Source organism: Mesorhizobium sp. L103C105A0 (assembly GCF_000502215.1).
Lineage (GTDB): Bacteria > Pseudomonadota > Alphaproteobacteria > Rhizobiales > Rhizobiaceae > Mesorhizobium.
The window spans coordinates 1,184,033-1,196,635 of the sequence record NZ_AYXF01000002.1; the positions used below are offsets into that span (position 1 = coordinate 1,184,033).

At 63.5% G+C, this 12,603-nt stretch carries 12 protein-coding genes; 4 read left to right on the plus strand and 8 right to left on the minus strand.

Annotated features, from left to right (window positions below; genetic code table 11):
* Positions 1–194: 194 nt before the first annotated feature.
* Entirely contained in the window at positions 195–1,490 is a 1,296-nt protein-coding gene (locus X727_RS154380; RefSeq protein WP_023669300.1) for a lipopolysaccharide biosynthesis protein, read from the plus strand.
* Here the strand turns inward: X727_RS154380 and X727_RS154375 are convergent.
* From X727_RS154375 to X727_RS154365, 3 genes are read right to left on the minus strand one after another with little or no spacing between them, the layout of a single operon-like run.
* Positions 1,487–2,410 (minus strand): DUF6492 family protein, encoded by a 924-nt coding sequence (locus tag X727_RS154375; protein WP_023669299.1) that lies wholly within the window; start codon positions 2,408–2,410, stop codon positions 1,487–1,489. The two genes, X727_RS154380 and X727_RS154375, sit on opposite strands and share 4 nt — an antisense overlap.
* Positions 2,407–3,201, minus strand: coding sequence for a WecB/TagA/CpsF family glycosyltransferase (locus X727_RS154370; RefSeq protein ID WP_023669298.1), 795 nt, complete (start codon positions 3,199–3,201; stop codon positions 2,407–2,409). The genes X727_RS154375 and X727_RS154370 overlap by 4 nt, the downstream gene beginning before the upstream one ends.
* Positions 3,198–4,370 (minus strand): glycosyltransferase family 4 protein, encoded by a 1,173-nt coding sequence (locus tag X727_RS154365; RefSeq protein WP_023834059.1) that lies wholly within the window; start codon positions 4,368–4,370, stop codon positions 3,198–3,200. Before X727_RS154365 ends, X727_RS154370 begins: the two co-directional genes overlap by 4 nt.
* A 172-nt stretch (positions 4,371–4,542) precedes the next feature.
* On the opposite strand from X727_RS154365, the gene X727_RS154360 reads away from it, so the two are divergent.
* The 3 genes from X727_RS154360 to proC all read left to right on the plus strand — a co-directional run bounded on the left by X727_RS154360 (position 4,543) and on the right by proC (position 7,728).
* Positions 4,543–5,541 carry a glycosyltransferase gene (locus X727_RS154360; RefSeq protein WP_023692395.1) on the plus strand — a complete coding sequence of 333 codons (999 nt, stop codon included), beginning with the start codon at positions 4,543–4,545 and terminating at the stop codon, positions 5,539–5,541.
* Entirely contained in the window at positions 5,510–6,829 is a 1,320-nt protein-coding gene (locus X727_RS154355) for an O-antigen ligase (RefSeq protein ID WP_023746238.1), read from the plus strand. Before X727_RS154360 ends, X727_RS154355 begins: the two co-directional genes overlap by 32 nt.
* Before the next feature lie 83 nt (positions 6,830–6,912).
* Entirely contained in the window at positions 6,913–7,728 is an 816-nt protein-coding gene (gene proC, locus X727_RS154350; RefSeq protein ID WP_023832763.1) for a pyrroline-5-carboxylate reductase, read from the plus strand.
* Between the two features lie 22 nt (positions 7,729–7,750).
* Here the strand turns inward: proC and X727_RS154345 are convergent, their stop codons facing one another.
* The 5 genes from X727_RS154345 to X727_RS154325 all read right to left on the minus strand — a co-directional run bounded on the left by X727_RS154345 (position 7,751) and on the right by X727_RS154325 (position 12,493).
* Positions 7,751–8,650: an MBL fold metallo-hydrolase gene (locus tag X727_RS154345; RefSeq protein ID WP_023740456.1), complete on the minus strand. Its 900-nt coding sequence runs from the start codon at positions 8,648–8,650 to the stop codon at positions 7,751–7,753.
* A gap of 269 nt (positions 8,651–8,919) precedes the next feature.
* Entirely contained in the window at positions 8,920–9,312 is a 393-nt protein-coding gene (locus tag X727_RS154340; RefSeq protein ID WP_023738240.1) for a type II toxin-antitoxin system VapC family toxin, read from the minus strand.
* Positions 9,312–9,554 (minus strand): type II toxin-antitoxin system VapB family antitoxin, encoded by a 243-nt coding sequence (locus X727_RS154335; RefSeq protein WP_023669292.1) that lies wholly within the window; start codon positions 9,552–9,554, stop codon positions 9,312–9,314. The genes X727_RS154340 and X727_RS154335 overlap by 1 nt, the downstream gene beginning before the upstream one ends.
* A gap of 78 nt (positions 9,555–9,632) precedes the next feature.
* The gene (locus X727_RS154330; protein ID WP_023834060.1) at positions 9,633–10,946 is read right to left on the minus strand and encodes an NAD(P)H-dependent oxidoreductase; all 1,314 of its coding nucleotides are present in this window, start codon (positions 10,944–10,946) and stop codon (positions 9,633–9,635) included.
* A gap of 152 nt (positions 10,947–11,098) precedes the next feature.
* Positions 11,099–12,493: a multicopper oxidase family protein gene (locus X727_RS154325; RefSeq protein ID WP_023832766.1), complete on the minus strand. Its 1,395-nt coding sequence runs from the start codon at positions 12,491–12,493 to the stop codon at positions 11,099–11,101.
* Positions 12,494–12,603 lie beyond the last annotated feature (110 nt).

Consider the following 12,603-nt stretch of genomic DNA (forward strand, 5'->3'; position numbering starts at 1 on the left):
TCGAAACTTTACCTTCGACGGCGCAGGAGCGGCGGTCGGCCAATCGTTAAGTCACGCTAAACAGGCATGGGAAACAAAAGGTTAATTTCCGAAGTCTGCAAGTGAAAGTTTCTCGCTTCGCCACGCATTGCCGGGATCTGTAAAATGGCGTCAGAACCGCACGTTAAGCTTTGCGGCTTACGGCTTTCCTCGATATGACGCAGGCCAGCGACATACCGCAAAGGCGGACACTCGCCCGCATCGGCACCTTCCTCGCCGAAAGACGGGGGCTGGTTCGCGACTATCTTTCAGCCATCAGCGGCGCCGGCGGGCGGCTGGTGTTCTCGCTTGCCTATTTCATCGCACTTGCCAACACGCTGTCGATTGCCGAGTTCGGCATGTTCGCCACCGCCTCGGCGGCCGGCGTCATGCTGTCGCGCATCCTCGCTTTCGGCTTCATCTCGGCGCTTTACCGCACAGCCACCATCCGCCCCAATCTGATCGGCACCTTCACCGCCGGCTTCCTTTTGCTTGGCGCCGTGTCCTTACCACTGCTGGCGGCGGCCTCCTGGGGCGTCTACCTGATCTTCTTCGCCAGCACCGTTCCGCTGGCCGTCTTTGCCGCAATCGTCTTTGCAGAGGCGCTTTTGTGGCGGCCGGTCGAGGTGGTGCTGATCGTCAACAACGGGCTCGGCAAATTCGGCCGCGCCGCCGTGCTGTCGATCGTGGCCACGGCGTTCCGCGCGCTGGGCGCCGTGCTGTTCATGCTATCGGGCCAGCACAGCGTCTGGATCTGGTCGTTGTTCTACATCGGCGCCAACGCCGCCTCGCTGCTGCTGGCCTTCGGCTTCTATTATCCACGCCAGCGGCTGAGGCTGCGCACCGAGCTCTATCTCAGGCGGCTTGCCGATTCGATCTATGTTGCAGGAGCCGAAGTGCTGTTCTACCTGCAGTCGGAATTCGACAAGCTGCTCGTGCTGGCGATCGGCGGGCCGCATCTGGCCGGCATCTATGCCATCATCATGCGGCTGGTCGACCTGACGGCAATCCCGATCCGCACCTTCTCGATGATGCTGGTGCAGAGGATGATGCGGGCGCCGGAGCTGTTGTCGCGACTGCGGGTCAAGAGCGGTATCGAAGCCGGCGTGTTCCTGGTGTCGACATTGGCACTGGCCGCACTCGGCATCGTGCTGCATTTCTTCCCCAATGCACTTGGCCGGAATGTCGCCGAGGCGGCGCCCTTGGTGGCGTTGGCAATCGGCGTGCCGGGACTGCGCAACCTGGTCGAATACCAGGCCGAGCTGCTGTTCGCGCGCGGCCAGACCGCGCTCAGGGCGCTCAACCTCGGCCTGCTGGCGGGGCTGAAGGCGGTGCTGTTGACCTATGTGCTGACCACGATTGCCGACACGCCCAGGCTTGTCGTATCGCTCAATGTCGTCTTCCTGCTGCTCTATCTCGCCTCGGCGCTGCTAACCTATTCGGCGCTGCGCAAGCCCGCCAAGGCAATCTAAGCCAATCCGATCAGGCGGCGGATGCGGCCGATATCGGTGCCGATGAAGGATTGCATGCCGATCGCCACCTGCCCCGGTGCCATAGCGGCGACGAAGCTGCGGAATTCGTCATCCGACAGCGCCTCCCCGGTCCAGTGCACGCGGCAGAATTCCTCCGAGCCGTGGAAATGGCCGGCGCCCCCCAGCACATCGTCGACATAGCGGCCATAGATCATGCATTCGGAGAACCGGCGCACTGAAGCGATGACCTCGACCCAGCCGCGCGCGTGCACCTTCTCGATCTCGGCGCACATCGCCGTCACGGTCTGACGGCGCCAGGCGATCAGCGTCGAAATATAGTCGTGGTTCGAAACCTCGGATGCATCGATACCAATCGCCGAGGCCGCATTGCGCGACCAGATGCGATGCTCGTCGTGACCGTCGCTCGACAGCACGCCGTCGCGCCGGAACAGCCGCACCTTGCCGTCGCGCCAGAAGGCGCTCAGATCGAATGGCTTGAGGAAGGCGACGTCGGAATCGCAGAAGACCAGCACGTCTTCTCCAGCATGCGCAGCGATGGCGATGCGGCGCAGCTGCTGCACATGCCAGCCGCGCAGCGGCTGGGTCTTGAGACTGAGCCAGATGCGACGGCGAAAGAGGCTCATCGGATCGTCGAACACACGCAGCCAGCGCGGCAGCAGGTCGCGCTCGTCGACAACGCTGCGGCGGTCGTTTTCCAACTGGCGAAACAGCGCCACGTCGCGGTGCTCGACCAGAATGTAATGATGCGCCAAGCCGGAGACATGGCGGTCGAGGGTCTCGCACAACAGGCGGCAGCGTTCGAAATCCGGCGCATAGCTGGCGGTCACCACCGCCGCCGTCGGCGTTTGCGGCAGGGCACCGGTCTCGGCTGCAGGGCTCGGCACGACGCGGCTGTTCACCGCAACTCTCCGGCGGGCTCGGGCCGACGCGAGAATTTCTGCCTGACGACACGCAGCAGGAACACCGGATTGCCGACGACGTAGCGGCGCCACAGCCGGCCGGGCTCGATGCACAGACGGAACAACCATTCGAGCCTCAGCTGGCGCATCCACAGAGGCGCCCGCGGCACCGTGCCGGAGAGAAAATCGAGCAGCGCGCCGACGGCGATCGGCAGCGTGCAGTGGCGGGCATCGATATGACGGGCGATCCACAATTCCTGGCGCGGCACGCCCATGGCCACAAGCAGCACGTCGGGCCGCAATGCCTCGATGCGATCGACGATCGCCTGCTCTTCGGCGGGGGAGAAATAGCCGTCATGGATGACGACGAATTCGTGCTGCACCGCCAGAGCGGCTAGCCTGACCGACGCCGCCTCGGCGTTGGCGCGGGTGGCGCCAAGCAACCCGACGGTCAGCGGCCTCGCCGATGCCTGCAGAAAGGCCGGAATGAGATCAGTGCCGTTGAGATTGTCCGGGAACGGCGCGCCGTAGAGCAGCTTTGCCGCCAGATCGACGCCAACGCCGTCAGGCAGGATGAGGAAATCGTCGAGCGCCTCGGCAAAGACCGGATCGGTAGAGGCGATGTTGGCGTTGTGAGCGTTGAGAAAACTGACCTTGGTGAAGCGCCGCTCGGCAATCAGACGAGCGAGCAGCGCGATCGCGTCATCCCAGCCGATGGCAAGGACCGAAATGCCAAGGATCGTCTTCAGCGTATCGAGCCCGAAGGCGGCGCGGGCGGTGTGCATGTTCATGCAAACACCTCCTCCCCCACCGACCCGAGCTTTTCCAGGCCGAGCCTGATGGCGGCATCCAGTGCCTTGATCTGCCGGCGGTGAAAGGCGCTGCCATCGACATCCTTGACATCGGCCGCCGCTGCCTCCAGCGCGCCGGCGAAGGCGGCCGGATCGTCGGTGACGAAACAATTTGCCGGGCGATGATCGATGCCGCGCAGCGAACGGCTGGTGGCGACCGACGGCAGGCCGAGTTCGAAGGTTTCGATGGTCTTGAGCTGAACGCCGCTGCCCGCGGTGCTGATCAGTGGGATGACGGCGGCGCCGCGCACGAAATCCTGGGCGTCGGGCACGCGGCCGACAAATTCGACACCGGGATGGGCAGAGGTGATATCCGACGGCATGTTGCCGGCGACCCTGATGCGAAAGCTCCGGCGAAGATGCGGCACGACTTTTTCCAGGAACCAGTCGAGGCCGATGCGGTTCGGCTGCCAGGTCCAGGTGCCGATCAGCGCCGCGTCGCAATCGATGCGGCGCGGCTTGACCGGCTTTGGCGCCGTGGCAGTGGTCACCAGCGGCAGCACCGCCGAGCGGTCGTCGCTGGCAACGCCGAGTGCGGCGCGGTCTTCCTCGGCCAGCGTGAAGACGAAGCGAGCCCGGCGGCAGAGCCGCTCCTCCATGGTCTTGAGCAGCCTGGCCTCGCGGGCAAACAGCAGGCGCTGGAAGCGACTGTTTGCTGCTGCCGCATTCTCTTTGGCCGAACCATGTTCGACATTGTGGGCGACGAAAATCGAGGGACGGTCGGCGAACAGTTTTTCAAAGGCGCCGGCGAACTGCACCGAATTCAGGACATAGCCGTCGAAGGGACCGGCGCGCTCGATCGCGGCACGGACTTCGCTGTCGGAAACCGCGCGCAGCTTCACGGAAGCGAAGGTGAGCCCTGACAGCACCGCCTTGCCAAGCCAGGCGAGCTTCTGCCGCGCCGAGGCGCTTTCCGTGCGCACGTCGACGGCGCCGAGCACGAAGGTGTTTTCGGGGTCGCTGGGCGCCTTGCCCGGCCAGATGAAGCCAATGACGGTGACGCGCACGCCGGCGCGCCGCAAGGCGGCGATGATCGCAGCATTGGCGATCTCATAGCCCGAAGCGAGAGCGCCGTCGGGCACGATCGATGTGGCGAACAGCAGATGCATCTCACCTATCCAGGCGTCAGCCACTAGCAAAGCTGGGTGAACCCTTGATTAAATCACGCAACGCAACGGCTGAAAGGCGCGGACCGGCAGGCGCCGCTGCGAAAGGTGATTAACGAAACGTTATCGTCGCGGTGTTATCGAAAGCCAGATTCAAAACATGCGGCTGGAGCGGATGATCCCTTTGCCATCGGACGGTTCGGTTTCGATTGCGGGACGCTCTCCGGGGCTCGCCGCAGAGACGATGGAAGCCGTCGTCACGCTGCCGACCTTCAAGCGGCCGCAACTGCTGCTCGAAACGCTGGCGTCGCTCAAGGCACAGCAAACCAGCCGGCGCTTCGCCGTCATCGTCATCGAAAACGAGGCCGAGGCGCGTGAGGGCGCCCAGGCGGCCGTGCCGCTGTTCGAACGCGACGATATGAAGGGCATGGTCATCATCGCGCATGAGCGGGGCAATTGCAGTGCCTACAATGCTGGCTGGCAGACGGCGATCCTGCATTTTCCGGATTTCCGCCACCTGCTGGTCATCGACGATGACGAGATCGCCGACGCGGACTGGCTGGAGCGCATGTGCAGGACGGCGGAGACGCTTGGCGCCGACATTGTCGGTGGCCCGCAAGTGCCGGTGTTTACCGATCCTGCTCACGCCAAATGGGCCGAGCACCCGGTGTTTGCGCCGCCCTATCGCCAGACCGGGCGCGTGGCCGCACTCTATTCCTCGGGCAACCTTCTGGTCGGGCGCAATGTGCTCACCATCATGGGGCCACCCTTCCTCGACCTGCGGTTCAACTTCATGGGCGGCGGCGATTCCGACTTCCTCAGCCGCTCGGCGCAGAAAGGTTTCGTGCTTGGCTGGTGCGCCGAGGCAAAGGTGCGCGAAGGCGTTCCGGCCCGGCGCGTCGAGGCTGACTGGATCCGCGCCCGATCCTTACGCAACGGTGTAATCTCGACGCTGGTCGAAAAGAAGAAGCGCGCCGGCACGCCATTCGCCGGCGCCAAGGTGTTTGCAAAAAGCCTGGCGCTGCTGATAGCCTCGCCCGTGCGCGGCGCAATCAAATTGGCGCGGACAGGATCGCTGTCGACGGCGCTTTACCCCGTCTATGTCTCGCTCGGCCGCGTGCTTGCCGAATTCGGATACGCCAATGAGCAATACAGGCAGCCTGAGAAGAACTGACGAGCTGCTGCTGGGCGGCATCGTCACCCGCGACGGCGTGGCGACGGCGATTGCCGCGCTGTTGTTTGCCGTCGTCATCGTGTCGTTCCGGCCGTTTCAGCCGGCAGGCGCGGAACTGACCGGCGACGGCGGCGACATCGTCAACCAGCTCGGCTTCAGTTCGCTCGGCGCCATTTCGACCTTCTCACTGCTGACGTTCGCCGACCCCAAGATGGTGCGCTCGCTGCTCAGCCCGTCCTGGATCCTGATGCTCGGCTTTTTCATGCTTTCGGTCATCAACGCGACCGACCCGTCCTCGGCCATGCGCGCGGCCTTCTTCACGCTGCTTGGCGTTCTGACGATAGCGACGGTCCTGGTGCTGCCGCGCGACGCCGACAGTTTTTCGAAAGTCATCATATTCTGCGCGATCGTCGTTATCGGCCTGTCCTATATCGGCCTCATCGTCTTTCCGCATGAGGCCCTGCATACGGCCGATTCGCAGGAGCCCGAACATGCCGGCCTGTGGCGTGGTGTGTTCGCCCACAAGAACATTGCCGGACCAATCATGGCCTGCTTCAGCTTCGCCGGCCTCTATCTCTTCCGGCGCGGCCAGAAGTTCTGGGGCGTGGCGATCTTCGGCGCGGCGATGATCTTCATGCTGCACACCGGCTCCAAGACGACGGCCGGCCTGGTGCCGTTCTCGATCCTGATCGTCGTGCTGCCGGGCCTGATCGGCATGCGGTTCGGCACGCCGATCCTGTTTGCACTGGCGATCATTGCGACGGCCATCGGTACCTTAGGCATCGTCTTCATCCCCCCGGTGAAAGAGCTGGCGGCCACCTATTTCCCCGACCTCACCTATACCGGACGCACGACGCTGTGGGAGTTCTCCGGCGAGATGCTGGCGAAGAAGCCCTGGACCGGCTACGGCTATGAAAGTTTCTGGGGCACGCCGCTGCTGCTCAGTCAGGACCAGCCCTTCGACCGGGCCTGGGACATCCGGACCATCGTGCATGGCCATGACGGCTATCTCGACATTGCGGTGCTGATGGGCATCCCGGCGCTGTGCGTTGCCGTCTACACTTTCGTGATCGCGCCGCTGCGCGACTACATGCGCATCCCGCCGCGCAAGGAGAACATCTATCTCGGTGACTTCTTCATGATGGTGGTGCTGTTCACGGCGCTGAACGCGTTCCTGGAAAGCTTCTTCTTCCATCGCGGCGACCCGGTGTGGCTGTTCTTCGTGCTCGGCGTGCTTGGCTTGCGGCAAGTGTCGCTGCGGCCGATCGCGGTGCGCCGGCGACCTTGACCGGCTGGCCTGAGCACCCCTTGAGGGGCTTTCCCGTCTGCCCGCTAGCGTCTAAGGAGAACCCTTGTCTCGGAGGGCTCTCAATGACGATCAGGCTTGTTCTCGCCGGTTGCGGCAATATGGGTTACGCCATGCTTGCGGGCTGGCTGAAATCCGGCAAGCTTGCCCCGCAAGCCGTGTTCGTGGTCGAGCCCAATGCCGAATTGCGCAAGCGCGCCGAGCACCTCGGTTGCAGTGTCGCCGCGGACGCGAACGGGATCCCCGCCGACGCAGAGCCCGACCTCGTCGTCATCGCCGTCAAGCCGCAGGTGATCCGCGACGTCGCCGCCGCCTACAAGCGCTTCGGCGACGGCAGGACCACCTTCGTCAGCATCGCCGCGGGCACGCCGGTCGCCACCTTCGAGCACATACTCGGCCATCTCGCGCCTGTTATCCGCTGCATGCCCAACACGCCGGCCGCGATCGGCAAGGGCATGATGGTGGTCTATTCCAACCCGCTGGTGACCGACGACATCAGGCGTTTCGTTGCCGAGCTGCTGTCGGCGAGCGGTGTGGTGACGACGATCGACGACGAAGGCCTGATGGACGCGGTGACGGCGGTTTCGGGGTCCGGTCCGGCCTACATCTTCCATTTCATCGAGGCGCTTACGGTTGCAGCCGAGAAGGCCGGGCTGCCGGTCGAGACCGCCAGGCTGCTGGCCATGCAGACCGTCTATGGCGCTGCTGCACTCGCTGCCGAAAGCGGCGAGAAGCCCGGCGTCCTGCGCCAGCAGGTGACCAGCCCCAACGGAACCACGGCAGCCGCCCTTGCCGTGCTGATGGGCGAAGACCGGCTGACGAAGCTGCTGACCGAGGCGGTGGAAGCCGCGCGGCTGCGGTCGGTGGAATTGGGGAAGTAGCCGAGGCGCTCGCGGGGCCGTATCAGCCCCACTTCATCTCACCCTTGGCGACCTTTGCGCCCAGTTCCAGGGACGAGACGTCAAGAAGATCGGGATAGCGCCGCTTCATCGCTGCAATCAGCTCGACGCTGGATTTCGCTTTTTCGGCTTCCTTATTGAAAGCTTCGAGGTAGGCGCGGGTGAATTCCACGGCCGCCAGACCGTCCGGTGCACCGGCTACCTGATGGGACGGCACCACGATGTTTGGTTTGCGGGACGCGATTTCGTTGAGCGCGGCAATCCATTTCTTGCGGTCGTCTACGGTTGGCTCGTCGGCAACCCAGACATGTACGCCGGACGAGATCAGCACGCCGCCGAACACCGCTTCAAGGCTGGGCACCCAGAGATACCGCCGGTCTTTCAGATCGGCGACGGTGACGATCTCGATCTTGTTTCCTTCGATTTCAAGTGAGGTGATATCGGAAGCCTCGGGAATGACGACATCCGCCAGGACCTTCGGTCCATTGTCCTTGAGCTGTGGGCTCCAGACATCCAGCTTGGCTTGCACATTGGCTTTGATGGCCGCAACCGTTGCGCCGGCCGCGATGATCTTGGCGCCGGGGAAAGCATCCGCGACGGGACGGAGGCCAAAATAATAGTCAGGGTCGCTGCAACTGACATAGATCGTCGTCAGGGTCTTGCCCGTCGCCTTGATCGCATCCGCGACCGCACGGCCATCGGACAGGGTAAATCCGCCGTCGAGGAGGATGGCTTCTTTTTCCCCGGTCAGCAGCACCGGCGTGCGGCGGAAACCATTCTCGTCAGCCTGAAAATGGGTCCATTCCAGCTTGGCGGCGGCCTTGGCTGCAAAAGCCAGAGGCTGAAGCATGGCAACCATGCCCGTTGCCAGAAGGGTTTTCATCGTCTCGCGTCTTGTCCAAATGGTTTGCAAGATTTCAATCCTCAATGGGGGTTCAACTGATCGAGATTGGCATCTCGGCATGGTTTGAAAAACCCGGATCAAAAAGACAGACTGTATGAATGGATCACACAATGGCAGCCGATGGTCTGCGTCGTCAGCACGAGCGCAATGATCAGGCGTGTTGCGCGACCAGGTCAACAGCCCATGGCGCGAGCGCGGCAGCATTTGGCCTGCTGGGCGGGAGCGGCTGACGAAGCTGCTGGCCGAATCGTGGAACTGGGGGAGTAGGATCAGGCCAGATCGGTGTGGGAAAAGTCTTTCCCTTTGTAGAGTAAGGGCATCCCACAGCTTTTTGCCGAGGCATATGACAGGCAGTCAGCGAGATTGAGCTGAGCCGGGTGGCCGCGACGTTTGCCATAGTTCGAAAAAGCCTGGATCGCGAGCTTGGCATCACCGATTTCGATCGGAACCACCTCGATCTCGGCCTCACGCAGGAAGTCCTCTATCGCCTTTTCGGCGAAGAGCGGCTCCACCACCAACTTCGATGAAAGCCGCATCGCCGCTTCGAGCACGACCAGCGGAGATGTTATCCGTATCGAGGCCTGCCCGATCCGGCGGCTCCAATCGGCGGCGTCTTCCTCTCCGGCGAGGACAGCGATCACCACCGAGGTGTCGATGAACATCAGGAATGTCCCCACATCTCGTCGATCTCATCCTTAGTCAAATCCCTGCCGCCGCTTCCCGCCTTGGCCTTCAGATCGTTCGATATGGCGGCCAGCCGCTCAGCCAGCGGAACTCGTTCACGTTCGCGCTGAAGCTCGGATTCGAGCGCCTCGATCACCGCCTCGGTCATTGAAATCTTTCGCTTTTCGGCAAGCTGCCGGGCGAGGTCACGGGCGCGCGGGTCTCTGATCTGGAGATTCATCCTGAGCCTCCGTTCGGTGCCACTACAACATAGGGAGTTGTCATGACAAGGCCAGCCCGACTGGCCTGTCATCCAATCTCAGCTCCCGTACAGCATCTCATCCTGCAGCTTGCGCAAAGCGAACAGCCTGGTCGTGCGGTCGGGTGTGGCGTTGTCGGTGGTGATGAGCTCGCCCTTCCTGACCGGCTTCAGCACCTTGCCGCCTTCGAGCAGGCCGACCGGCACTGCCAGATTGGCGCGCGCCTCTTCGACGGTCATGGTCCAGGAGCGGTAGCAAGTCTCGCCGATGGCATCGAAGGTCTCGCCCGTGGCGAGATCGCGCTTGGCGACCGCGCAGACCTCGGCCACCGGCTTCGGCAGCGGCACCATGTCGGGGCGGCCGTAGAGCATGATACGCGCTGCCGTCAGCGGCACTTCCAGCGAGGTCAGATGGTAGGGCCGGAAGAAGCTGTAATAGGGGCCGTGGCCGATATGCAGATCGTCCATGCGCTCGACGATGCGCGGATGCGTCGCCTCGACGATGACGAAGACGCCCGGCGCCACACCCTTGCCGATCGTGTAGTCGACAACACCCTTCTTCGACAGGATGCCGCCATCGGCGCGCGGTATCAGCACCTTGGCCAGCTGGTCGCGGTCGGCCTTGGGCCCGTGCATGCCCGGCACATCGGGCACCAGCCCGGTGGCGTTGGCGATGGCGCACATCTCGACCATGGTTTTCGAGCCGTCGACGAACTCGACCAGCATGCGCGGGTTCATGTTGCGGCGAAGGGCTTCCTCGCGATAGTCATCCGGAACGGCATCGTGGTTGAGCGGGTTGTTCTTGCCCTTGCCAGCCGAGACGATGGTGTAGCCGAGCGCGGAGGCAAACTCGATCAGCTCCATGCAGCTCGACGGCTCGTCGCCGGCGCCGACCGAATAGACGACGCCGAGCCGGTCTGCCTGCTGCTTGAGGTAGCAGCCGATCGTGACGTCGGCCTCGACATTCATCATCACCAGGTGCTTGCCGTGCTCCATCGCCTTCAAGTCGAAATCGGCGGCGACACCAGGCTTGCCGGTGGCGTCGATCACGACGTCGATCAGCGGATTGGTGACCAGCATCTCGTTCGAGGTGATGGCGATTTTCCCGGCCTCGATCGCCGCGGTGACTTTCGAACCCATGTCGGCCTCGACCGCCATCGCCTCGTCGCCATAGGCGATGCGGATGGCGTCGCGCGCCGTGTGCGGACGCCGCGTCGAGATGGCGCAGATCTCGATACCGGGCATCAGCATGCCTTGCGTGACCAGGTCGGTGCCCATTTCGCCGGAGCCGATGACGCCGATGCGCACCGGGCGGCCCTCGGCGGCGCGCCTGGCGAGATCGCGGGCCAGTCCGGTCAGGGCGACATTGGTCATGCAAGCGTGTCCACGGCTTCTTGATTGCAGGCGGGAATAGCAGGGAACGGCCCCGCTTTGCCAACGAAACCAGCGGACGGCGGCAATTTCTCCGGCAACAGGCCCGGCAGGTGAGGCCAACCCCAGTAGAGGCTGATTGACCCGCCTCGGCGTCAAACCACCCTGATATAGCTCGTCATGCCGGTTTTCTGATGTTCGATGATGTGGCAGTGCAGCAGCCAGTCGCCGGGATTGTCCGCGACGAAACCGAGCTGAACCTTCTCGTTGGGCTGCATGAGATAGGTGTCGGAGATGACCGGCTGAACCTGGCGTGTCGACGACGACAGCACCTTGAAGCTCATGCCGTGCATATGCATCGGATGCGATTGCGGCGTCAAATTCTCCATGTCGATGACATAGCTTTTGCCGAGCTTCAGCTCGGCCAAAGGCGCGGTCGGGTCCGGCGTGTCGCCCGGCCACGGTACCTTGTTGATGGCCCAGAAGGAGTAGCCTAGCGTGCCGCATATGCTGTCGCTCGGCACGTTTTCCGCCGTGGCGCTGAGCGAGAGCGCGATGTGTTTCGCGCTGGCGAGATCCACCTCCGGCACCGGGTTGGCTTCCAGCGGTGCGAGGTCGCGCAGGTCGCGCTTGAGCGAGCTGCCGGTGGCGCGCAAGGTGGCGAGGACCTTGGGTTTGGTGCCCCTGATGTCGCCCAGGCTGACGATCGCGCCCTCCTGGTCAGGCATGCGGATGGCGAGCTCCATGCGCTGCCCCGGTCCGAGCAGCAAGGCATCGGGCGCAAAACGCTGCGGCACCGGATTGCCGTCGAGCGCGATGACCGCGGCCTCCGCACCCTCGACGCGAAACGCGTAGATGCGGGTGACATCGGTGATGGCGACCCGCAGCCGCACCAACCCGCCGGCCGGCGCGTCGAATTGCGGCTGGTCGAGCCAGTTGGCGGTGCGCACCGTGCCATAGGTTCCGGTTTTTGCGGCATCGCGCGGCCGGAATTGCTGGATGAACTGCGCGTCGTCGCCGAGGCGCCAGTCGCGCAGATTGACGATTGCCTCGGCGTCGAATTTGGGATCGTTGGGGTTTTCGACCACGATCACGCCGGTGAGGCCATGGCCCATCTGCTCCAGCGTGTTGCAATGCGGGTGATACCAGAACGTGCCGGCGTCGGGCGGCGTGAAGGCGTAGTCGAAATGATCGCCGGTATAGACGTAAGGCTGAACTAGGAAGGGAACACCGTCCATCTTGTTTGGAACGCGAATGCCGTGCCAATGGATGGTCGTCGGGTCGTCGATGGCGTTGACGAGACGCGCGGCAAAGGGCTCGCCTTTTTTCATCCGCAGTACAGGCGGCATGCCTGATTCACCATACGTCAGGACATCCCGGGTCTCGCCCGCATCCATGAACCTGGCCTGGATCTTTGCCGTCTTGAGCACCACCGGCTCAGGTGTGACAGCTGCCCAACCGCTGAGCCTGGTCATTGCTGCCAGCCCGACGCCGCCACCGCCGGCAACCGCAGCCGTTTTCAGAAGCCCGCGGCGGGTGAATAGGGTCATCTGGCGCTCCAACGGAATATGATTACCTGTCGTCCTGAATGACGGGTGGCGACCGGCGCACAAGCCGATACTGCCACATCGCATCTCTGTCATGCCATGGCGAGCCGGTG

Coding starts and splice junctions, on each gene's coding strand:
- X727_RS154340 (WP_023738240.1), bottom strand. CDS start 9,312: ATGTTCATCGACACCTCGGTGGTGATCGCTGTCCTCGCCGGAGAGGAA.
- X727_RS154325 (WP_023832766.1), bottom strand. CDS start 12,493: ATGACCCTATTCACCCGCCGCGGGCTTCTGAAAACGGCTGCGGTTGCC.
- proC (WP_023832763.1), top strand. CDS start 6,913: ATGACGATCAGGCTTGTTCTCGCCGGTTGCGGCAATATGGGTTACGCC.
- X727_RS154355 (WP_023746238.1), top strand. CDS start 5,510: ATGAGCAATACAGGCAGCCTGAGAAGAACTGACGAGCTGCTGCTGGGC.
- X727_RS154370 (WP_023669298.1), bottom strand. CDS start 3,201: ATGAACATGCACACCGCCCGCGCCGCCTTCGGGCTCGATACGCTGAAG.
- X727_RS154380 (WP_023669300.1), top strand. CDS start 195: ATGACGCAGGCCAGCGACATACCGCAAAGGCGGACACTCGCCCGCATC.
- X727_RS154365 (WP_023834059.1), bottom strand. CDS start 4,370: ATGCATCTGCTGTTCGCCACATCGATCGTGCCCGACGGCGCTCTCGCT.
- X727_RS154335 (WP_023669292.1), bottom strand. CDS start 9,554: ATGAATCTCCAGATCAGAGACCCGCGCGCCCGTGACCTCGCCCGGCAG.
- X727_RS154330 (WP_023834060.1), bottom strand. CDS start 10,946: ATGACCAATGTCGCCCTGACCGGACTGGCCCGCGATCTCGCCAGGCGC.
- X727_RS154360 (WP_023692395.1), top strand. CDS start 4,543: ATGATCCCTTTGCCATCGGACGGTTCGGTTTCGATTGCGGGACGCTCT.